The organism is Chryseobacterium sp. YIM B08800 (assembly GCF_026163565.1).
Taxonomy (GTDB): Bacteria; Bacteroidota; Bacteroidia; order Flavobacteriales; family Weeksellaceae; genus Chryseobacterium.
In genome coordinates this window covers 108,498-131,974 of sequence record NZ_JAPDKN010000003.1, presented here as the reverse complement: position 1 = coordinate 131,974, position 23,477 = coordinate 108,498, and the positions used below count along the sequence as shown (strand labels likewise).

The 23,477-nt window shown below is 33.9% G+C and carries 19 protein-coding genes; 9 read left to right on the top strand and 10 right to left on the bottom strand.

Features of this window, described 5'->3' with window-relative positions; translation table 11 throughout:
• Positions 1-250 precede the first annotated feature (250 nt).
• From OEW74_RS01990 to OEW74_RS01980, 3 genes are all read right to left on the bottom strand, one after another.
• Positions 251-2,092 (bottom strand): M1 family metallopeptidase, encoded by a 1,842-nt coding sequence (locus tag OEW74_RS01990; protein WP_265426890.1) that lies wholly within the window; start codon positions 2,090-2,092, stop codon positions 251-253.
• 208 nt (positions 2,093-2,300) lie between these two features.
• Positions 2,301-2,777: a DUF1572 domain-containing protein gene (locus OEW74_RS01985; protein ID WP_265426889.1), complete on the bottom strand. Its 477-nt coding sequence runs from the start codon at positions 2,775-2,777 to the stop codon at positions 2,301-2,303.
• Between the two features lie 245 nt (positions 2,778-3,022).
• Entirely contained in the window at positions 3,023-4,714 is a 1,692-nt protein-coding gene (locus OEW74_RS01980) for a DUF6909 family protein (protein WP_265426888.1), read from the bottom strand.
• 106 nt (positions 4,715-4,820) lie between these two features.
• On the opposite strand from OEW74_RS01980, the gene OEW74_RS19670 reads away from it, so the two are divergent.
• Entirely contained in the window at positions 4,821-5,024 is a 204-nt protein-coding gene (locus tag OEW74_RS19670; RefSeq protein WP_416207895.1) for a bacteriocin-like protein, read from the top strand.
• 162 nt (positions 5,025-5,186) lie between these two features.
• Here OEW74_RS19670 and OEW74_RS01975 read toward each other — a convergent pair whose 3' ends face one another.
• Positions 5,187-7,691 (bottom strand): toxin-antitoxin system YwqK family antitoxin, encoded by a 2,505-nt coding sequence (locus OEW74_RS01975; RefSeq protein ID WP_265426887.1) that lies wholly within the window; start codon positions 7,689-7,691, stop codon positions 5,187-5,189.
• A 217-nt stretch (positions 7,692-7,908) separates the two neighbouring features.
• Here OEW74_RS01975 and OEW74_RS01970 point away from each other — a divergent pair, with 217 nt between their 5' ends.
• Entirely contained in the window at positions 7,909-10,104 is a 2,196-nt protein-coding gene (locus tag OEW74_RS01970) for a glutamine synthetase III (protein ID WP_265426886.1), read from the top strand.
• 338 nt (positions 10,105-10,442) lie between these two features.
• Positions 10,443-11,132, top strand: a complete 690-nt coding sequence (locus OEW74_RS01965) for a C40 family peptidase (RefSeq protein ID WP_265426885.1) — start codon at positions 10,443-10,445, stop codon at positions 11,130-11,132.
• Positions 11,133-11,518: 386 nt separating this feature from the next.
• Here OEW74_RS01965 and OEW74_RS01960 read toward each other — a convergent pair whose 3' ends face one another.
• The 6 genes from OEW74_RS01960 to OEW74_RS01935 all read right to left on the bottom strand — a co-directional run bounded on the left by OEW74_RS01960 (position 11,519) and on the right by OEW74_RS01935 (position 17,910).
• Positions 11,519-12,100, bottom strand: coding sequence for a pentapeptide repeat-containing protein (locus tag OEW74_RS01960; protein WP_265426884.1), 582 nt, complete (start codon positions 12,098-12,100; stop codon positions 11,519-11,521).
• A gap of 134 nt (positions 12,101-12,234) precedes the next feature.
• The gene (rodA, locus tag OEW74_RS01955; protein WP_265426883.1) at positions 12,235-13,482 is read right to left on the bottom strand and encodes a rod shape-determining protein RodA; all 1,248 of its coding nucleotides are present in this window, start codon (positions 13,480-13,482) and stop codon (positions 12,235-12,237) included.
• Positions 13,479-15,506: a peptidoglycan D,D-transpeptidase FtsI family protein gene (locus OEW74_RS01950; RefSeq protein ID WP_265426882.1), complete on the bottom strand. Its 2,028-nt coding sequence runs from the start codon at positions 15,504-15,506 to the stop codon at positions 13,479-13,481. Before OEW74_RS01950 ends, rodA begins: the two co-directional genes overlap by 4 nt.
• A complete protein-coding gene (locus tag OEW74_RS01945) occupies positions 15,503-16,009 on the bottom strand; it encodes a rod shape-determining protein MreD (RefSeq protein ID WP_265426881.1) in 507 nt (168 codons plus the stop codon). Before OEW74_RS01945 ends, OEW74_RS01950 begins: the two co-directional genes overlap by 4 nt.
• Positions 16,002-16,856: a rod shape-determining protein MreC gene (mreC, locus tag OEW74_RS01940; protein WP_265426880.1), complete on the bottom strand. Its 855-nt coding sequence runs from the start codon at positions 16,854-16,856 to the stop codon at positions 16,002-16,004. The genes OEW74_RS01945 and mreC overlap by 8 nt, the downstream gene beginning before the upstream one ends.
• A 28-nt stretch (positions 16,857-16,884) precedes the next feature.
• Positions 16,885-17,910 carry a rod shape-determining protein gene (locus OEW74_RS01935; protein ID WP_265426879.1) on the bottom strand — a complete coding sequence of 342 codons (1,026 nt, stop codon included), beginning with the start codon at positions 17,908-17,910 and terminating at the stop codon, positions 16,885-16,887.
• Between the two features lie 240 nt (positions 17,911-18,150).
• Between OEW74_RS01935 and hemA the strand changes: the two genes are divergently transcribed.
• The 6 genes from hemA to hemE all read left to right on the top strand — a co-directional run bounded on the left by hemA (position 18,151) and on the right by hemE (position 23,461).
• A complete protein-coding gene (gene hemA / locus OEW74_RS01930) occupies positions 18,151-19,425 on the top strand; it encodes a glutamyl-tRNA reductase (protein WP_265426878.1) in 1,275 nt (424 codons plus the stop codon).
• On the top strand, positions 19,412-20,320 hold the full coding sequence (gene hemC, locus OEW74_RS01925; protein ID WP_265426877.1) for a hydroxymethylbilane synthase: 909 nt from the start codon (positions 19,412-19,414) through the stop codon (positions 20,318-20,320). The genes hemA and hemC overlap by 14 nt, the downstream gene beginning before the upstream one ends.
• A gap of 141 nt (positions 20,321-20,461) precedes the next feature.
• Entirely contained in the window at positions 20,462-21,043 is a 582-nt protein-coding gene (locus tag OEW74_RS01920; protein ID WP_265426876.1) for a DUF1287 domain-containing protein, read from the top strand.
• Positions 21,044-21,049: 6 nt separating this feature from the next.
• Complete coding sequence (locus OEW74_RS01915) at positions 21,050-21,706, top strand: N-acetylmuramoyl-L-alanine amidase (RefSeq protein WP_265426875.1); 657 nt, start codon at positions 21,050-21,052, stop codon at positions 21,704-21,706.
• On the top strand, positions 21,706-22,392 hold the full coding sequence (locus OEW74_RS01910; RefSeq protein ID WP_265426874.1) for a uroporphyrinogen-III synthase: 687 nt from the start codon (positions 21,706-21,708) through the stop codon (positions 22,390-22,392). The genes OEW74_RS01915 and OEW74_RS01910 overlap by 1 nt, the downstream gene beginning before the upstream one ends.
• A 37-nt stretch (positions 22,393-22,429) precedes the next feature.
• The gene (gene hemE / locus OEW74_RS01905; protein WP_265426873.1) at positions 22,430-23,461 is read left to right on the top strand and encodes a uroporphyrinogen decarboxylase; all 1,032 of its coding nucleotides are present in this window, start codon (positions 22,430-22,432) and stop codon (positions 23,459-23,461) included.
• Positions 23,462-23,477 lie beyond the last annotated feature (16 nt).

The following is a 23,477-nucleotide window of genomic DNA, read 5'->3' as shown; positions in this document are numbered from 1 at the left end:
TCTGCCATAAAATTATTACTCAATAAAATTTAAACAGGCTCTAAGTAAAAATTTTCTGTATCAGAATTTTTAAATTCTGATTTCAAATTTAAAAGTCTAAGTCTATCCTGTTGGATTTCTTCAATAATTTTACTTTTTTCCTTCATATTTGAAAAGTATACATTTCGTAGTTTCTCAAATATACAAACATATCAAAACAAAATCCCCAAAGAAAAACTCTTCGGGGATTGATTATTATTTAAACTAAAAGTTATTTCACTTCAACAAAATTATCTTCAGGATTTACATCTGCCAATCTATAGCTGAAGTCTATTCCTAAAACTCTCAGTTGAGATTTGTTGTACGGAATTGTAAGTGTATATTCTTTCTGTGTCCAAGGCCAGTATTTCAACGTGGTAAACTCACCGAACGTGTCTTTGGTTTTCCAGGTGTGCGTCATGTTTAACGGGATTTGATAATTAACCATTTTATTGTCGGCAGTAATTACGCTAAAATCAATAGGCATAGGAATCTGACCATTATTAATTAAAGTAATCGTTGTTGATTTGTCACCGTATTGAACGTCTTTAATTCCGTAATCAATGGTTTTTGTGGTATTAATCCAATAATGATGAAACCATTTCAAATCCATCCCTGAAACTTTCTGTGCAATGTGAAGAAAATCTCTATCTGTAGGATGTTTCATGCTCCATTCTCTGAAATATTCGGTCATGATTTTAGATAAATTTTCTTCTCCTACGATATATCCTAATTGCACTAAATACAATTCACCTTTCACATAACTTGCATAAGAATATGACGTTCCGTTGTCGTGATGATCACCCAACCAAACTGCAGGTTCTTCAATTTGTTTTTTTAGAAACTTTCTATAAGCATCAATCTTTTCAACGAAAGCATTCGGTCTGTTATCTTTTGGCGGAAATAACTGATGCATCACATAGCTTTCCGCATAACTTGTAAATCCTTCATCCATCCAAGGTCTTAGCGGCTCGTTGGTTGCCAACATTTGCTGATACCAAGAGTGAGAACCTTCGTGAGCCATCAATCCCATCAAATCTTCAATGTTTTTTGCTTCACCCAAAATCATCGTACACATTCCGTATTCCATTCCGCCATCACCTCCTTGAATGAAAGCGTAAGAAGGATATGCATATTTCCCGAATTTAGAATTCATGATCTGGAAATATTTGGTAACATAAGGCTTTGCTTCACCCCAAGCTTTCGTTTTATCATTCTTCAGATATACAAAATACACTTTCGGGCCTTGAGGAACATCAAAACTTTCTACCGAATAATCTCTGTCTGCAGCCCAGGCAAAATCGAGCATATTTTTGGCAGTCCATTTCCAGGTTGCTTTATTTTGATCAGCTTTAATCTGTGCTGAAGCATCATAACCTTTTACTTCTTTTGGATTTAAAAGCGTACCTCCTGCTCCAACAACATAATCTTTATTAATTTTAATCGTTACATCAAAATCTGCAAATGGTGCATGAAATTCTCTTCCCACATAATCGAAAGTTGCCCAACCGTCATAATCATATTCTGCGATTTTCGGATACCATTGCGTCATTGTCATATCAACTCCTTCTTTATTATTTCTTCCCGCTCTTCTGATTTGCTGAGGAATCACCGCATCCCATTCCATTGTGAATGTGGTTTTTGAATGTGCTTTAATCGGTTTATCAAGATACACCTTCATCACGGTTTCCTGAATTTCAAACTTCAGTTCTTTTCCGTTTTGTTTGATCCAGTGAATATTTTGTGCGCCTTCTTCATTTTTAGGAATCGAAGCCAATCTTGAAATTCCGTCTTTCTGTAATCTCGAATCTCCATTTTTCCCATGTGAAGCCACTCTTTGATCCATCATTGAATTAGGCTTAAAGGCATTCCAGTACAAATGGAAATACACGACATTGAGTTCGTCGGGAGAGTTGTTGCGATATTTTAAAGTCTGTGTTCCCTGATAAGTAAATTGTTCTGCATTGACGTCGATATCCATTTTATATTGTGCAGCTTGCTGGTAATAGGCGTTTTGCTGTGCCTGAAACTGCGAAATAACAAATGCAAAAAGGATGATAAACGATTTTCTCATTGATAAAATTTATTTTTCTAAAGGTAGGTAATTTTAATTTTATTGCCACGAATGCACGAATGGTCTTTGTCTAATTAAAAAAAAGTACTCCCGCAGATTTTACTGATTTTCATAGATGATTGTGTATAATATTTAAACACAAATTTCACAAATAAAAAGGCACAAATAAGCACGAATAGATTTGTGTTATTCGTGAAAAACATTTGTGCTATTTGTGTTTAAGCAAAATCATTTTTTTAATCAAAGTAATCTGACCTAAATGATAATAAGCGTGCTCGATCATTCCATCGATATTTCTTAAATAGGTTCCGTATTTTTCATCAACAAAAACCTCATCTAATTTAGAATCCAGCATTTGCTCTAATAAAATTGCAAACTTTTCAGAATCTTGCCAAAGTTTATTTAAAAGATTTTCCCATTCCTGTTGAGATCCAATCGGAGGAAGATCAAAACTGAACTTATCCTTGATTTCCAAATCACCTCCTTCAAAAACATTCACCAATCCTGCAATGTAATAATCAATATGAAAAGTGAGCATTGCAATTGTATTTAAAAAATCAATTTGAGCAGTTGCCTGTTTCCACGTAATATTTGAAAGCTGTTCTTTGAAATTGGTATTGGCAATCCATTTTCCATCCAGTAGAACTTCTCGAAATCTTTTAGCTAATTGTGATGTTGTGCTCATCGTTTTAAATTTGATTTTAAAGATAATATTTTTTAAATCTCCCACAGATCGCACAGATTTTCACAGATGATTGCGTATATTTTTTTCAAGTAGCCTTGATAAGGCTAATAATTACAAATACCACAAGTACAATTTTTAGCACAAATAAATTAGTATCATTCGTGAAAAGTATTTGTGCTATTCGTGGTTAAATAAAAAACCTCAAATGCAAAACATTCGAGGTTCATATTTAATTTAAAAATAAATTATTTTTTAGCAGAAATTTCTTTCTTTCCGCTTTGTAAAATCTTTTCAAGGATTCTTAAAGTAATCATGTAAGTTGGCTTTACCCCTGTAAGACCCAAACCTCCTGAAGAAAGTGTCGCTCCTGTTTCTAAAGGATTATCTGAAGCATAATAAGCATAACTAACAAAAAGATCCGGTGCAATGTGATGTCTGATTTTCGATGCCACCTGAATTGCTTTCTGGTAATGCGCACCTTCCATTTCAAGACCAATTGCCTTCCAAGAAGTATTCATAAAATACTGAAGAATATCTCTGTTTTGAAGCGATGTTCCCAAAACGGTAATCATCGGTCCTTCAAAAGCTTTTAATTCATCATCTTTAAAATCTTCCAGTTTCAAAGCATTTTCGAAAGGATAATTATCTGCCGTTCCTTCAAAAATATGAGAAGTAGGAATCATAATATCTCCTTTTCCACCTTCAAGAATTCCGGCTTTCCCCATGATAGAAACTGATTTCACCTTCATCATATAAACTTCGCCTTTTTGCTCGAAAGGTCTCAGCAATTCGTCCATCACCTCAAAAGCCTGTTCGCCAAATGCATAATCGAAAACCATAATTACATCGTCTCCGTCATATTTTAAATGTCCGAAAGGAGTGTTTTTAAGATTGGTTTTGCTTAAATCAATAATCTGAACATCAATATTACTTCCGCTCTTATCGTTGATGTAAATTAAACCTTCTTCCAAAGCGTATTTTGAAACTTTATCGCGAAGATCTTTTTTATCTGAAATATCCCCGTAAAGTTTGTAATCTACTTCTTTGGTATCTTTTTTCTTTAAAGCATCATTTCCGTACAGCATGTTTTTAACGGAATGCATGTTGGCCGAAATAATGTGTAACGGACGCATGTGAAGATCATTTTCAAATAAAACTTCTTTCACTTTATTGGCCCATTTTTCTCCAAAATAATGATGTCCTACTCTTTCTTTAAGAATTGCACTGAAATAAATCTCCCTTTCTCTGCTTTGTTTAGCATCCTCAAGACTTACTTTTCCTAAATGGTAAATGATTTTGAATAACCTGTCCGGATTTTCATCATCACCAAAAGTATTGTAAGCATTTAAAGTTTCATCAAAAGTTCTTCCTATTAAAGAAGAAAGATGGATCAAAGCCACTTCTTTTTCTCTTCTGCTGAATTTTTTCTCCCCTTTTACCACTTCTTCGATGATTTTGAAAGCTCTTGTTGGCTTCCAGTTTTCATCCTGAATAAATGCGAGGTTACGAATTTTATCTGCTTCTATAAATAAGAATGTTAAATGCGTAAGGATATCATAGATTTCTGAACGACCCAAAAGAACTTCAATATTCATTTGATGTTCATCGATTCGGTAACAGTTTCTTCTTCTCTTTTTAGGAACGATCGGCTCGAAACTTCCTTTATCAAAACCTTCGTCTGATGTAAGATGAATGAAAGCGCATTCTTCAATACCTTCTGGAAGTCTGTCTAAAACATACATCAAACCATCCAATTCCAATTTGCTTGGAATACTCATGGTACCGTAAATTTCCGGATTGATCGTCTTCAACAAACTTCTAATACTTTCTCCAGAAACTCCGCTTGGCTTGAAAAAACCTCTATAAAACAGGTGCCTCATAGAAATGTATAGTCTTTCAATTGCTTCGGTAGTTTCTCTTGCTCTAGAATTTGTCATAAAATAAATTTCACACAAATATACTACATTCACAAATGATTATTTAAAAATGACATTAATTATTAATTATTTTTCATTACATTTGGTAAACAAAAAATAATTTATTATGAAAAATCTAAAAAAATTAACAAGAGAACAGTTACGCTCAGTATCAGGAAGTGGGATGTCTTGTCCTGCAGAACCTGCTGCTTATTGCGGACAATGGTGCACTATGAATTCTTGGCAACAAAGAAATTGCCCAATAGAATTTGACCCATCATCTTGTGATTGTTTATGTCTTATTGGGGGAATTTGCCCAGAGTATTATTAAAAACATAATATAAAATACAAAAACACTCCTATTTCTCAGGAGTGTTTTTGTTTATAATCAGATTATGAGATTTAAACTAAATTTTAAACGTATAAAATTAATACTTGCAAAATACCTGAAAGAAAATTGGAATAAGTTTTCTTCATATTTAAAAATAACATTTCAGTCTAACTTTTCCAACTTTTTTATTTCATCTTCTATTTTACTGAAACTAACTTTCTCCACAGTTTTCGTCAATTTTCCTTTGAGATATAATTGTAAAGTATAAGTATTGTTTTGAGTTGGCGTAATCAAAATTCCGTCTTTTGGTTTTCCTGAAGAATCAGTTCGTAATCCTGTAACGATTCGATTTCCCTCATTTTCTTCTAACAATTTATTGCTGAGAATATTTTCCGACAATCTATTAAAAACCTCCTGAACAGAAGAAACCTCATTAATAGAAATATAAGCTCTGTAAAACAACTCTGCTCCTTCGCTCGATTCTATCGACTGATCTACAGCATCCATTTTCTTGGAAATTATTTTTCCGTTTTCTTCAAAATAAAGAATAACACCTTCTTTATTACTTTTATTTGTTGGATTGTTTGAAATAACATCAACCGATTTCCCATCAATAAAAAGCTCCTTTTTAAATTCTTTTTGCGAAGCTTCAACTTTAATGACGGCCGTTTTATTTGCCTGCATGTCATTAATCTCAATTGCATTATTTTTTAATTCAAAATGAATTCGGTTAAAATAATGCATCGCAAACAGATCCCAATCAAAACTTTTTAAGACTCCGTTTTTCCAATACCTGGTAATAAATTGCTTCTTGCTTAATACATATTCTGCTCCATCAAATATTTTTCCGTCTTTATACGTTGATTTGATATCATAATATTGATGCCTGTAATTATCCATATTTTTCAGATAATCATTCGAATATTGAAATTTTGGAACTCCGTTTTCAAAATAATCAACCTGTTTAAATTCATGGCTGTATTCGGTTTCAAAATATCCTGAAAAAGGTTTCTCATTTTTAAAAACACCTTCGTAAGAATCTTGTGGCTTTTCTGAGATTGTAAACGAATAGTCTTTAACCTTTACCAAAATTTCGTTTTCGTAGAATTTTTGTTTTTTAATGTTATCCTTATTATAACGATCTTCAAAAAACACCTCTTCAGTAAGTTTTCCGTTTTTGAAAATTGAAGTTTGGTTGTCGCCAACTAAAGTTCCGTTGTAAGGCTCATCATTTTTATATTCTAATGTTCCAACAATTTTTCCATTATCATAAAAAGTAGTCATTCCGTCTAGCTTTTCATTTTGAATAGTGTATGTTTTTTGTAAATTTTCTAGTCTGTAGCGGAAAATTTTCTGTAGACCTTTTTTCTTAAAATTTTCTACTGAAATTAATTCCGCGACACTATCGCCAGTTTCAACAACAAAAGCCCCATTGTATGGTTCTCCTTTTTTATAAATTCCTTTTGCTACAATTTGTTGATCTTCATTTTTAGCGATTGCTTCTCCTTCTTTAATCCCATTTACATAATTTAAATTCACAATAAGTTCGCCTACATTTTCATTAAAACTCCCATTAAATGCTTCACCTTCTTTATATGTTCGTTTATTTTTCACCGCTCCATTTTCAGAAAATTCTATTTCTTCACCATCTTTCAAACCATTGCGATAATTAGTTTCAAAAGAAATTTCACCTTTCGGAAAATACAAAGTTTCCTTACCCGATTTTTCTCCATTAATAAAGCTTGAAACAGATTTTACACCCGTTGCAAAATTATTGTGGAGATAATAAGTATATTCAGCTCCATTTGCAATTCCGTTTCCATATTTTTCAAAATGATTTTCATTTAAAGATTGAATTAACTTTCCTGATTTATCGAAATTCTTCTGTCCGATAGGTTTAAAACCATACGAACTTATTTCATAGATTGTTTCCTGGGCAAGCTGTTTCGAATCTTTCCAAAATATTTTTTCAGTAACAGTTTTTCTATTCTTGGCTTTTTTTGACGAAATCCCTTCATCTTCAATTGGATCCAAAAGCTCTACAGTTTGTGGCGCAACTTCCACCGTTTGTGATGGAACTGGTGGCGGCGGTGGCGGAACAGCCGAAACCTCCGTTCTATTTTGTGATTTATCTTCAGACATAGAAATTTCTTCAACTTTTGCGTTATAATCGTAGCTGTCACTATTTTTTACTTTTTCAAAACTTCCGCTTGTTGGTTTACCTTTCTCAAAAAGCCCTTTCATTAAAACCGTTCCATCAGAGCTGTAAATTATAGTCTCGCCATGTTTTACTCCATTCTTATACTGTACTTTTTTTCGAATCTTACCATTCGTGTGGTAATAAGTCAAACTAAGGTTTTTTGTATCATTTCGATATTGACGAAAATTATCATCGTTCCCGTTTTCATTATACCAAACAACGTCTCCTACGTACGCATTTTCATCTTTTTTAAAAGCATAGCCTTCAAACTGTGGCGTTCCATTGATATAAAAATCCTGAATCAAAACCAATTCGCCAACTTCTTTCATTGGCATCAATCGATAATATGATGCATTTGCTTTTATGGTTACTTTCCAATCCTTATCATAATAAACAGGATCTGTATTTTGACAGAAAAGTATTTGAAAGAATAGAAAAGAAATAAGAAGTATCGTTTTTTTAATCATTTGAGCCGGATTTACTCAAAAATAAGAAATTCTAAGCTCATTCGTTTTCTTTTCAACATTAATCAATTTAACACCATAACAAAAACAATCACCCTTTATAAAAACAGGGGTCAATTCATTTTTAAGTATTTTAATGAAAAATATTTCGAAAAATATAGGGGTGTTTTATTTTGAAACCATATTTTTTGTAAATTTGCACTGTAAAATCAAACCCAATATGTCAACTTTAAGATTCAAAGCGTTAGAAACTTTACCATTCAAGGACTTTAGAAAAGATAATTCTATCGAAGTTCCTGTGAAATTGTCAGAATTATTCTGTCAAAATGTTTTCTCTGAAGAAACGATGAGAGAATATTTAACAAAAGAAGCATTCCAATCTATTTTGGATGCGATGAAAAAAGGAACAAAAATCCAGAGACACATCGCAGATCAGGTAGCTGTAGCGATGAAAGACTGGGCAATGAGCAAAGGTGTTACTCATTACACTCACTGGTTTCAGCCATTAACAGGAAGTACTGCAGAAAAACACGATTCTTTTTTCACTCCTATTGAAGGCGGAAGAGCAATCGAAAGATTCAGCGGAAACTTATTGATTCAGCAAGAGCCGGATGCATCTTCTTTCCCGAATGGTGGTATCAGAAACACTTTTGAAGCAAGAGGTTATACAGCTTGGGATCCTACTTCTCCGGCATTTATTATGGGAACTACTTTATGTATTCCTTCAATTTTCATCTCTTACACAGGAGAAACATTAGATTACAAAGCGCCTTTATTAAGAGCTTTGAATGCTGTAGACGAAGCTGCAACCAACGTAATGCAGTATTTTGACAAAAATGTAACGAAAGTAACTCCTACTTTAGGTTGGGAGCAAGAATATTTCCTGGTTGATTCAGCATTGTATCAATCGCGTCCGGATTTAGTTTTAACAGGTAAAACTTTATTAGGACATTCTCCTGCAAAAGGACAGCAATTGGACGACCATTATTTCGGTTCAATTCCTACAAGAGTAATGAATTTCATGAAAGAGTTGGAAGTAGAATGTATGAAATTGGGAATCCCTGTTACTACAAGACACAACGAAGTGGCTCCAAACCAATTTGAGTTGGCTCCGATGTTTGAAGAAGTAAACGTTGCAGTAGACCACAACTCTTTGTTGATGGACGTTATGGCAAGAATTGCTCACAGACACCATTTCCATATTTTATTCCACGAAAAACCATTCGCTGGAGTAAACGGAAGCGGAAAGCACAACAATTGGTCTTTAGCAACCGACACAGGTGAAAACTTGTTGAGCCCTGGAAAAAATCCAAAGAAAAACTTACAGTTCTTAACATTCTTCGTAAACGCTATTAAAGCAGTACACGAATATGCAGATCTTTTGAGAGCAAGTATCGCTTCTGCAAGTAATGATCACAGATTGGGTGCAAACGAAGCTCCACCTGCAATTATTTCCGTATTTATCGGAAGTCAGTTGTTCAGAGTTTTGGAAGAGCTTGAAAAAGTAACTGAAGGAAAACTTTCCCCAGACGAAAAAACAGATTTAAAACTAAATGTTGTTGGAAAAATTCCTGAAATTTTATTGGATAACACTGACAGAAACAGAACTTCTCCATTTGCATTTACAGGAAATAAATTTGAAATCAGAGCGGTAGGTTCTTCTGCAAACTGTGCAGAATCTATGACTGTAATGAATACGATTGCTGCAAAACAATTAAACGATTTCAAAAAAGAAGTTGATGCTTTAATTGAAACAGGTCTTAAAAAAGACGAAGCAATTTTCAATGTTTTGAGAGAATACATCAAACAGTGTAAAAACATTATGTTTGAAGGTGACGGATATTCTGAAGACTGGGCTATAGAAGCTGAAAAAAGAGGATTAAACAACTGGAAAACTACTCCTGAAGCTTTGAAGCAGGAAATGAACCAGAAGTTTGTAGATCTTTACGAAGAAATAGGAATCTTCAACCACAGAGAAGTAGAAGCAAGAAACGAAATCAAACTAGAAAAATATTCTACCGTTATTGATATTGAAGCAAGAGTATTGAGTGATATCGCAAGAAACCACATTATTCCTTCTGCTTTAAATTATCAAAACAGGTTAATTGAGAACGTAAAAGGTCTTAAAGAAATCTTCGGAGATAAAGAATTTAAAACATTGGCTAAAGAGCAAATGAGCTTGATTACCAACATCTCTGAAAACGTTTCTAAAATTAAATTAGGCGTTGAAGATTTGATTAAAGCAAGAGAAGCAGCAAGAGCTGTAACAGAAAGTCAGACGCAGGCAGAAGACTACTGCAACAAAGTAAAACCTCTATTCGATGTTATCAGAGATGCTTCTGATGATCTTGAAATGATGGTTGATGATGAGCTTTGGCCAATGACGAAATATAGAGAAATGTTATTCACAAGATAACATCTGTAAAGTTCCATATTAGTGAGGTTCTCCGGTTTTCCGGAGAACTTTTTTTATAACTTATTAATACTATTTTTTAGAATTATAAAAATAAGAAACTTCGATAAACAAAGGAAAGCGAATATATTTTGTTAAAAAATCTTAATAAAAAAAAACGCACAATCATTAAAACAGGCGCATTACAGCTATTTTTTCTTTAACATACTTAAGCAAGATGTTAAAATGTGTTAAATCAAGAACCTGATAATAATCATACCGAGGTCGCCTTGGCAAGAATCTCTACTTTTGTAAGGCTTTAGGGAAATAAATATTTCTTTTTCAACCGGAAATTAAAAAATATGAAGAAAAGAGTTTTGTTTTATTTAGTTGCTTTCGTTTCAACAATATCACTACAATCATGCGTAACCAATTACGTGGTTTCAAAACCGGCAACTTACACTAAAGAATACAAAACAGATGCCAAACTTGCTGCAATAGATACTAAGATGGAGAGTGATAAAAAGTTGTTAATCAACTCATTCATCTCTGAAAAAGCAGTGGCACTTGCAAACGCAAAAAATTCTTTAAAAAATTCTGAAATCGCAAAAGCGATCAAACATAACAAGACCATTGATAATATCTTAGCAGAAGCTCAAACTTATCTTGGAACTCCTTACAGATACGGAGGAATGACAAGAAAAGGAATCGACTGTTCAGCATTTGTATTATCAGTATTCGGAGCTGCAGCAGGTCTTACTTTACCAAGAGTAGCTGCGTCTCAATCTCAGGAAGGAGAAGCTATCGATAAAGAAAACCTTCAGAAAGGAGATTTAATTTTCTTCTCTCACGGAAAAAGAATTTCTCACGTAGGAATTGTAGAAAACGTAACTGAAGAAGGTGAAATAATGTTTATTCACGCAGCAACATCAAAAGGGGTAATGATCTCATCATTGAATGATTCTTATTGGGGACCAAAGTTTAGGTTTGCAAAAAGAGTAATCAATGAAAACGGAGATAACTACAACAACTTAGCATCTACTAGTTTTTAGTCTTAAATAATTGATTATATAAATGAAGCCATCAGATTTGATGGCTTTAATTTTTTTATATTGAACCTGTTTAAACTAATTTAAAATTTAACCACAAAAGGCACAAAAGACAATTATAAAGTTACTATTAGATAATCAAAGTTCTCAAAAGAATAAAAAATCAAAGATTTTTAAAGGTTTTTGTATGCTTTTTCCAATATTAAATAGAAATATCTAAATCATTTGCCTCTTTTGTGGTTAAATAAAAAGTTTAAACAAGTTTATTGTTTTCTATACTTTTATCATGAAGTAAAAACTATCAAAAAATTCAAATTCATCCGTAGAATCGGGCTAAAGTCCATTCCTATTGATGAGATGTAAATTTTCAATTCTTTAAATAATTTAAATCAGCTGTTTTTATCAATTTCTATATCAAATCGGCGTAATAGCCCATGAACTTCAGAAAGTGAAAATTTGGTCTTTTTAAGCCTGTTAGATTCCGGATTGATGGCGTAATTGAATGAAGTTCTCAAGTCCGCTTTTTCTAAATTGGTTCTTTCGAATGTCGCGCCGCTAAAATCGCAGTTTGAGAAGACAGAATTTGACAAATCACACTCAGCAAAATCTACTTCAATCAGTTTAGAATTTTTAAATAATGTTCTTTTAATCGTTGTTTTATAGAAAACAGAATTATTTAAAGCACATCCGTCAAACCTGAAAGACATTCCAAATTCATTACAATCATCGAAATGCATTCCGAACATTTTGCAGTCTTTGAAAAGCACATCACGAAAAGCAGTTCCTGCTAATTTGGTCATGCTTAAATTACAATCGACAAATTCACAGTTGTTAAATTTAAATTCAGAGAGATTTACATATTCAAAATTGCAGTTTTGGAAAGTACAATTCTCATATTCGCCAACTTCTAAAGGCTGTTGTGCAAAATTTATATTAACGAAATTGTCATCAATAATGTAAGCTTCTCTCATAAACTTTTATGATTTTATTTAATGGAAAAATTAGTAGAAATTTTATCTAGCTGATTTTGCAGATTGAGCAGATTTTAAATATCACCTTTAAAGAATGTTGTAAACTTCCATCATCCCGCTCCTGACTTCCAGCTCTAAACCAAACTGTTTTTGTCTGCGTAATTAAGTTTAAAGAAAATAAAGGTCATCATAGAAAAGGCAAGTAATGAACTTCCACCATAACTGAAGTAAGGCAACGGAATACCAACGGTTGGAAATAAGCCCATAACCATGCCTAAATTGATCGAAAAGTGCATCAAAAGGATGGAAGCAAAACAATACCCGAAAACTCGGTTAAATACGGATTTCTGCTTTTCTGCAAGATAATAAATTCGTCCGATGAAAATCATGTAGGCAAAAACAAGAACTGCACTTCCTACAAATCCCCATTCTTCTCCAACGGTACAGAAAATATAATCGGTCTCCTGCTCGGGAACAAACTTTCCCTGAGTTACAGAACCTTCACGGAATCCTTTACCAAACATTCCTCCGGAACCAATCGCTGTTTTTGAATACAATAAATTATACCCTGAAGTATCACGGAATTCTCTCTCTCCTTTATACAAAACCTCTACACGTTCTTGCTGGTGTTTTGGTAATTTTTCAAAAATAACAGGTGAAATAAATGACAATGCTGCCAATAGCAGAATCACTCCTACTCCAGGTAAAAGAGTATATATGTTTTTACGAAGAAGAGCTGCATTAAATGCAAACCACAATCCGCCAATGACAATAATAAACACTGTGAAATACCACAAACTCCATTGCAGAGGATCATTAAGGTAATTTGCAATAAGAAATACCGCACCAAAAAGCCCACCAATCAAAAATAATTTCCCCGAAAGACCTTCTCTATATAACGCAATAAAAAATGCAGTAAATACAAGCAACGATCCAACATCAGGAATTGATAAAACAACAACAGCAGGAATACCAATGATTGCCAACGCTGTTAATAATGATTTTGTATTTTTAAGATCAAAGTCTGCTCCGGAGACATAATTTGCCAACATTAAAGCCGTTCCAATCTTTGAGAACTCTACAGGTTGCATCGTAAAACTTCCGAATTTATACCAGTTTTTCTGTCCGAGAATTTCTGTTCCGAAAACATGAAGACCTGCAAGCATCAAAACTCCGCCAATATAAATAATCCCAGACATGTTCTCAAAAAATTTACTTCTGCTGAAGAAAATAATTAAGCCTACAAAAATTGAAATTCCGAAAAAGATCAATTGTTTTTTACCCAAACCTTCGTCTACACTATAAATATTGGCTATCGCAAATAAGCAAAGCAAAAAATACAACCCAAGACCTAACTTATCTATTCCTTCTGTCCATTTCATGGTTTTACGGTTTTTTGGGATTTAACATTTTGGGCTTTTTGCAATTTTTCTTTTGCTTTTTTCACAAGATTCAAACTGTCTTGTATTCTTTTAAGCTTTATAGAATCCGGCTTTGGTTCTTTATACAGACCTTTTCTTTTCAGATCGACAATCCATTGCCTTTTATATTCAGGCATGAAGCTCGACGTAATCATTTTTTTGTAAAGATGTTCACGTTTAAGATCTCCGGTAATATATTTTTCGGCGATTACCGTACAAGCTGGTCCCGCCCAAGTTGCTCCAAATCCGGCATGTTCCATTACAGCAACTACTACGATTTTTGGTTTCTCTGCAGGAGCAATTAACACAAAAATTGAATTATCTTTTCCTTGCGGAACCTGTGCAGTTCCGGTTTTTGCTAATTGTGTAAAATCTTTAGACATCAAACCTCTTGCAGTTCCTCTCAGAACTACCGCTTCCATTCCTTTTAAAACAGGTTCGAAATGTTTTGGATCAACCAAGGTATGATGTTTCTTTTTGAATCTCGGATCGGGATTAGGTCTACCATCAATCGATTTTACAATATGTGGCGTAAAATACCAACCTCTATTGGCAATGGCAGCAACATAATTAGCAAGCTGTAAAGGCGTTACCATTACATCACCTTGTCCCATTCCGTTGTAAATAGCTCCGGTTGACATTTCATCCCAATTCTTATAATCTTGTCTTGTAGAACCGTTTGCTTTGATGATTGCTTTAAATCTTCTTTCATAAAAATCCCCCGAAGGAATTCTACCTTTTGCCCCTACTGCAAAATCATTATTTAAAAACTCACCAACACCAAAGCTGCTCATGATTTTTTTCCATTCGTCAACACCTTTTGATGGATTTCCAGGATATTTTTTAATGATTGCAATAAATGCGTACGTAAAGAAACAGTTACTGGAAACCTGAATTGACGGGATCAAAGGATCTGCTCCACCGTGACCTTTAATTCTTTTTCCTTTATAGAAAAATCCGCCACCGCATGGGAAAATTGTCTTTTCATCCATCACACCCATTTGCATTGCCGCCAAAGCCGTCAACAATTTAAAAGTTGATCCGGGAGGATAACCCGCCTGTAAAGAACGGTCGAAAGTCGGTTTGTTTTCGTAAATCGTATCTTTAGAAAGGGCGTAAAGATTTTTAGATTTATTGGGTCCGGTAAAAAGATTGGGATCGATATCCGGCCCGGTTGCAGCAACCAAAACCTCACCATTATTTGGATCTAAAGCCACAACTGCACCATGTTTGTTCACCAGCATTTCTTCAGCCATTCTCTGAAGATCATAATCAATCGTCAAAGTAATGTCTTTTCCGGTAATAACGTCTCTGTCTAAAGATCCGTTTTTATACGGTCCAACGTTTCTAAGTTTGATATCTTTTTGGATATATTTAATTCCTTTTACGCCACGAAGCTCTTTCTCATAAGATTTTTCCACACCCGTTTTACCGATAAGGTCTCCCGGAAGATAATAAGTAGAATCTTTTTTAATTTCCCTATCGTTTACTTCACTTGTATATCCTAAAAGGTTTCCGGAAGTTGAAACTTCGTATTGTCTTTGCGGACGCTGAACGATACTGAAAGCCGGATATTTAAATATTATTTCCTGAACTCTTGCTATTTCTTCTCTGCTCAGATCTTTAATAAAAGTCATCGGCGTGAGTTTGGAATAATATTTTTCAGCTTTAATTAAATTAATTCTCTTAATGAAATCTCCTTTATCAATTTTCATTAAACTACAGAAAGCCAAAGTATCAAAATCGGGTTTCATTAAAGCCTGAGTAAAAGAAATTTCATAAGCAGGCTGATTTCCCACCATAATTTTCCCGTTTCTGTCGAAAATAACTCCACGTTGCGGAATGACATATTCGGTTTTGATGGAAGTATTGGCTGCATTCAGTGCATAACGGTCTGTAAACAGCTGTAAATAAGAAAGCCTTGCTACAAAAATAAGAGCAATGACAATGAGAATCGTTAAGATTTTTATATGGCGTGTGTTCAAACTTTCTGTTTGATTTTAAAGATTAATGCGTAAACTATGATAAATATAAAGGAAATTCCACTAGTTACCAACACATTAAGGAAAATTTCAAAAATTCTGCTGAATTTAAAAAACTCGATATACTGCACCAAAAGCTGATGCAGGAAGATACTTGATAATAGAAACAATAAAAACTGCGTCCATTGCAAAGACTGAAATGAAAAGAAATCTGTAGAAGTATCTGTAGACGTACGGAAAATCAACGTACGAAAATAAGCAATAACCGTTGTTGCCAAAGCATTAATTCCCCATGTACCAAGAAAACCATCAACCGAAAGCCCGATTAAAAAACTTAAAGCTAAAAATTGAAATTTATTTCTGAAAAAAGGATAAAACATGACAAAAACAGGATACAAAACCGGCGTAAATTGACCAAACAGCGTAATCCTGTTCAGTACAAAAACCTGTAATGCAACCAGAAAAGCCATGATCAAAAGATCTGTAAATACGGTTCTGCTAATCATTTTCTTTCTTTATTACAGCTTGCATGGTATCCTGAATTTTTTGAACCTCAGCTTTTTTAAGATTTTTAACAACGTAAACTTTGTTTAAAGCTCCCATTTTTTCACTTAATTCTACTGAAATATCCCAGAATCCTGTTTTATTATCTACGGTGTAGCCCGCAATTTTACCAATCATAACACCTTTAGGAAAAATCGCTGATTTCCCGTCGGTTTCTATCGTGTCGCCAATTTTCAGGGAAACATATTTTGGCACATCTGCCAAATGCATCAATCGTGAGTTATCTCCTCTCCACGTTAAAGTTCCGAAATATCCTGAGTTTTTCAGTGAAGCATTAATTCTGATTTTATTTACACTCAAAACAGATTGTACCAAAGCGTAACTGTCGGTAGAATTAATAACAATTCCGGCAATTCCTTTTGGAGCCATTACGCCCATTTGAGGATAAACGCCGTCTCTTGTACCACGGTTGATTGTGAAATAATTATTTCTTCTGTTGATGCTGTTGAAAACTATTTCACCGTCTACAAAAGTATATATTTGTCCGCCCCCCAAAGTATCGTGTACTTTTCTGAATTGCGGATTTGCAGCGCCCTGTTTTCCGTAAAGCTCAACCATTAAAGCCTTGTTTTGAGCAACAAGATCTTCGTTAACTTGCTTTAATTTTAAATAAGAAACCCCTTCATCAATCCCTCCTGAAACCCAAGAGTTGAAAGCCGCAGTTTGACCTGCAAGCCAAGATTGCTGCATGGCGTTTTTAGAGAATATCAAAATGAGAGCAATAATTTGCAGGAAAATAAAGAATACAAAAAGAGCATTCTTAGAAAATAATCTCAGCAAAAATCCCATTCAAATAAAAAGTCGTAAAAAGTTAAAATTATTTAATTAAGAAATTGAATTTATCCATATTCTTAAGCGCAATACCCGTTCCGCGAACAACAGCTCTCAAAGGATCTTCTGCCACAAAAACCGGAAGACCTGTTTTCTTGTGTAATCTGTCTGCAAGACCTCTCAACAAAGCACCACCACCTGCAAGATAAATACCTGTTTTGTAAATATCTGCAGCCAATTCCGGCGGCGTAAGAGAAAGGGTTTCCATTACAGAATCTTCAATTCTGATAATTGATTTATCCAAAGCACGAGCAATTTCTTTATACCCAACCATAATTTCTTTTGGCTTTCCGGTAATCAAATCTCTACCCTGTACCGGGATATCATCAATATCTACATCTAAATCTTCAACTGCAGAACCTACTTCAATTTTCACTCTTTCAGCAGTTCTTTCTCCGATGTATAAATTATGATGTGTTCTTAAGAAATAAGCAATATCATTGGTGAATACGTCACCTGCAATTTTTACAGATTTATCACAAACAATACCTCCCAAAGCAACAACAGCGATTTCGGTAGTACCACCACCTATGTCGATAATCATATTACCTTCTGGTTTTTGTACATCAATACCAACTCCTATTGCAGCAGCCATTGGCTCATAAATCAAGCGTACTTCTTTTGCGTTTACTTTCTGAGCAGAATCTCTTACCGCTCTTTTTTCAACTTCTGTAATTCCTGAAGGAATACAAATCACAATTCTTAAAGCAGGCTGAATAAATCTCCCTTTGATCCCAGGAATTTTTTTGATAAATTCTTTGATCATGTGCTCTGAGGCATGAAAATCTGCAATAACTCCATCTTTCAAAGGACGGATGGTTTTTATATCTTCATGAGTTTTACCCTGCATATGTTTTGCCTGTTCCCCAACAGCAATCGGCTTTCCTGAAGAACGTTCTATTGCAACAATAGAAGGCTGATCGATAACAATTTTATTATTATGGATGATAAGCGTGTTGGCAGTTCCAAGGTCTATCGCAATTTCTTGCGTAAACATATCGAATAAACTCATAATTTTCTCCTTGATTTAAGTTTACAAAGATATAAATTATACAATAGTAACGATTACAAAGTTTTATATAATTTGGTTAAAATTTTATTAAAATTGAATTTTTTTCTTAATTAATTGTTTTTGTAAGTTTTAAGAAAAACTATAAAATGTTAGGTAATTAATTTATAGCTTTTTACGATAATTATCATACAAACAATCAGAGAATCTTTAAGTAAAATTTGCTTAAATTTGCGACTGCTTATGATACAGTATTCCAATATACATCAAACGTCAAATTTTGCCGTATTATCCATCAGTTTCGAAAAGGCCGATGTAGAAACAAGGGGCAAATTTGCTTTTTTTGATGACAATATTAAAAACTTCGTTACCCGAATTCACGATGAGAATTTAGGGGATGCATTTGTGGTTTCCACATGCAACAGAACCGAGATCTACACCACCTCACCAAACTATCTTTTGGTTGCCGAAGAATATTGCAAATCTATTGGTGTAAATTTTTCAGATTTTTTACGTTTTGCAAATATCTTTACAAAAGAAGAGGCATTGCAGCATCTATTCCGAGTATCAGCAGGACTGGAAAGTCAGATCATCGGTGATTTTGAAATTATCGGACAGATCAAAAAAGCATACGCCCGTTTTAAAAAAGAAAGACAGAATTCAAATCCTTTTTTGGAGAGGTCGATTAATTCTGCAATTCAGATTTCTAAAAGAATAAAAAACGAAACCGGAATTTCAAACGGAGCCGCTTCTGTATCATACGCGGCTGTACATTATATTTTAAACAATCAGAAAAGAATTACCGAAAAGAACATTCTTCTTCTCGGAGTTGGTGAAATCGGTCAGAATACGGTTGAAAATTTAGTAAAACATGTTTATCAGCCTAAAATAAAAATTGCCAATCGTACTCAGGAAAAAGCAGCAAAAATTTCTGAAAAATACAATATTCCCAATATTGATTATAATGATTTTGAAAAGGAATTAGAAAACACCGACATTTTAATTGTTGCAACGGGAGCAAAAAAACCGATCATCAATAAATCTCATTTAAAAAACGGAAAAGAAATTTTGATTATTGATCTTTCTATTCCTCATAATGTTGATAAAAATGTTTCGGAACTCGATAATGTTACTTTGATCGATGTTGATGAACTTTCAAAACAAATTCAGGAAACTATTCAACAAAGAGAAAAAGAGATCCCGAAAGCCGAGGTTATCATTAAAGAAATGACCAAAGATTTTCTGGAATGGGAAAAAAAGAGAAAACTTGCTCCGAATATTCATCATTTCAAAGCAGTGTTGAAAAACATGGAGCGCAACGAAATGCACAATTTTTACAGAAAAAATAAGTATATCAATATCAACGACATGGAGCTTTCTGAGAAGATGATTCAGAAAATAACCAACCGTTTTGCAAAATATATCATCGACAACCCTTTAAAAGCGGAGGAAATTAGTAAATTAATGCACGAAATTTTAGTCGAACAACCCAATAACGAATTCAATGAAAAGCATTAGAATAGGAACCCGAAATTCTGCACTTGCACTTTGGCAGGCTAGAGAAGTTGCAAGGCATTTGCAAAACCTTAATTACCTTACCGAGATTGTCCCGATTGTTTCTTCAGGCGACAAAAATCTTAATCAACCTCTTTATTCTTTAGGAATTACAGGAGTTTTTACAAGAGATTTAGACATCGCATTGCTGAATGACGAAATTGATATTGCCGTGCACTCTCTAAAAGATGTACCTACAAAATTACCCGAAAATATAGAAATTGTCGCTTATCTTGAAAGAGATCATCCGCAAGATGTTTTAATTAAAAGAAAATCGGCAATTGATAAAGAATTTCACGAACTTAAATTGGCGACAAGCAGTTTAAGAAGAAGGGCTTTTTGGTCTAAAAATTATCCTGACACAGAATTTTTTGACATCAGAGGAAATATTCAGACCAGACTTCAGAAGCTGGAAGAACAAGATTTTGATGCGACCATTTTATCTTTAGCCGGAATTAAAAGAATGAAGATGGATATCGATTACGAATTTATTCCATTCATGATTCCTGCACCTTCACAAGGCGTGGTTGCAGTTGCCGGACATTCGGACAAAAAAGAAATCAACGATATTCTGAAACAGATTAGTCATAAACAGACCCAAATCTGTGTAGAAATTGAAAGAAATTTCCTGAGCACTCTTGAAGGAGGCTGTACTGCACCTATTGGAGCTTTTGCCGAAAAAATTGAAAACCAGATCAGGTTCAAAGCCGCTCTTTGCTCTTTGGACGGGAAAAATTATATCGCCACCGACGAAAGTTTTGAATATAATGAAGAAGAAAATTTTGGTGAAAAATTTGCCAATATTGTTTTAGAAAACGGAGGTAAAGAATTGATGGCTGAAATTAAAACTCAGCTTTAAGATTTTAGGTTTTAGGTTTTAGGTTTTAGGTAAAATTAAGATTTTCTGAATCTTAACATTTCTTTATGCTTAAAGAATCTTCATGTTTAAAATTAATTTTTGAACTTTACAAAACTGTTTTTCAATTTTAATTTTAAACTGATGAAAAAGTACTTTTCAATATTTATTTTTCTGTTTTTTGTTTTTATTGCTAATGCTCAAAACCAATTTGCGCAAAAATTATCTGACGCAGCTTTAAGCTTAACGAAAGATAAAGTAACTTACGATCCGGCTTATTTTACGCTGAAATACCCCAATGGAGATGTTCCGGCTGATAAAGGAGTTTGTACAGATGTAGTGATCAGAGCGTATAGAAAATTAGGTATTGATCTTCAAAAGGAAGTACATGAAGACATGAAGAAGAATTTTTCTAAATATCCTAAAAACTGGGGTTTAAAAAGACCCGATACCAATATTGATCACCGAAGAGTTCCAAATTTGAGAGTTTTCTTTGCAAAATTTGGTAAATCAAAAGCTATAGATACAAATCCTGCTTCTTACGTTCCCGGAGATATTGTAACATGGCTTCTTCCCGGGAATTTAACACATATCGGAATTGTGGTCAACAAAAAATCGGCAGACGGAAAAAGATATTTAATTGTACATAACATCGGTGCAGGACAGGTTATTGAAGATTGCCTGTTTAAATTTACAATTACCGGACATTACCAATATTCAAAATAATATAAGATGAGAAAAGTAGTTTTCATTTTGTTTTTATTTATTTTAAATTTGAGTTCTGCACAAAATTCAAGTTTAAAAATCGTCAATAAACCGATCAGTTATTCTGCGGAAAGAATTCAATTAAGTTTAGAATATTTAAAAGAACATCACGGTTTAACTCAAAAAACGCCGACGATTGTTCCGAAAATGATTGTTTTGCATTATACAGCCGGAGGAACAGTAGAAAGTAACCACAAATACTTCAACAAAACCCACCTAGAAAGTGCAAGAAATACTTTAAAAAAACAAAGCACCTTAAATGTTTCTTCTCAGTTTATCATAGACCGCGACGGAACTATTTATCAATTGATGGAACCAACTCAATTTGCAAGACACACGATTGGTTTAAATTATTGCGCCATCGGAGTTGAAAATATCGGAAGCAAGAAACAACCGCTTACCGAAAAACAAGTTGAAGCCAACGCAGAATTGGTGAGATATTTAACCAAAAAATATAAAATAGAATATCTTATTGGCCATTCAGAATACGGAATTTTCAGAAATTCTAAATTATGGAAAGAATCTGATCCCAATTATTTCACAGGAAAAGAAGATCCAGGAAAAGACTTCATGACAAAAGTAAGAAAGCAAGTCGCAGATTTATATTTAAAAGACAAACCTTAATGAACATTTTATTTACCAAAAACATCGATCCTAAATACATTTCTGAAAAACTGAGAAATCATATTTCGGTAGATTGTATTGAGGTAATAAAAACAAGATCGATTTCGGTAGAACGTTTTGACCTGAAAGACCGATCGCTTATTTTCACAAGCTCCAACGGTGTAAAATCTTTTTTTGAAAACAGATTTCAGCCTAATGAAGATTTCACTGCAAAAAACTATAACAAAATCTATTGTGTAGGCGAAAAAACCAAAAGAGAGCTTCGTAAAAACGGTTTCGGAACCTTTAAGGTTTTAAAAAATGCTGAAACATTATCTCAGTTTATCACTGAAAACTGTGTCCACGAAAAATTCATTCATTTTTGTGGAAATTTAGCATTGGATGTTTTAGACAAAGAACTTCCACTGCAGAATATTTCGTACAAAAAAGTGACTGTTTATGAGACCGAAGCACTTAATCCTGTGATACATGAAAAATATCATGCAATAGTTTTTTTTAGCCCGAGTGGAGTTCGTAGTTTTGCGAAAAATAATTCTTTAGAAAATGTCATTCTATTTTCAATAGGAGAAACCACTTCTAAAGAGATAAGAAAACATACAAAATCTGAGATTTTTACAAGTACAGAAAATACTTTATTAAACATATTGTCGGTCATAAAAAATAGATTAGAGAAAGATTTTTTATAACCTATCAACTAAAAGCCGTCAATTATCAATTAAAATTATGATTAAAAACGACCTATATTTAAAAGCACTTCGTGGTGAAACTGTAGAAAGACCACCGGTTTGGATGATGAGACAGGCAGGACGATATTTACCTGAATTTATCGCACTTCGCGACAAGTACGACTTCTTCACAAGATGTCAGACTCCGGAACTGGCTTCTGAAATTACAGTTCAGCCGATAAGAAGATATCCTTTGGATGCTGCGATTTTATTTTCTGATATTTTGGTGGTTCCTCAAGCAATGGGGATTGATTTTAAAATGAAGGAAAATGTAGGTCCGTGGTTAGATAATCCAATCAGAACCATGGAAGATGTGCAGAATGTAATTGTTCCCGATGTGAATGATACTTTAGGATACGTTTTTGACGCCATAGAATTAACTTTACTTAAATTAGACAACGATATTCCATTGATTGGTTTTGCGGGTTCTCCGTGGACGATCCTTTGCTATTGCGTAGAAGGTAAAGGAAGCAAGGCTTTTGATATTGCTAAATCTTTCTGTTTCCAACAACCGGAAGCAGCACATTTGTTACTTCAGAAAATTACAGACACTACGATCGCTTATCTGAAAAGAAAAGTTGAAAAAGGAGTTTCTGCCGTTCAGGTTTTCGATTCTTGGGGCGGAATGCTTTCTCCGGCAGATTACCAGGAATTTTCTTGGAAATACATCAACCAGATTGTTGAAGCTTTAAGCCCATTAACACACGTTGTCGTTTTCGGAAAAGGATGCTGGTTTGCTTTGGAAGAAATGACAATGGCTCCGGTTTCAGCTTTAGGAGTTGACTGGACGATCAAACCTGAATTTGCAAGAACTTTGACCAATCACACGATGACGCTTCAGGGGAATTTTGATCCTGCAAGACTTCATTCTACACCTGAAACCATCAAGAAAATGGTGAATGAAATGATCAACCGTTTCGGAAAAGACCGATATATTGCCAATTTAGGACACGGAATTTTACCAAATATTCCTTTGGAAAATGCGGAAGCGTTTATCAGAGCTGTTGTAGATTGGAAGCCAAATAATTAAATTTTATTCCCACAGA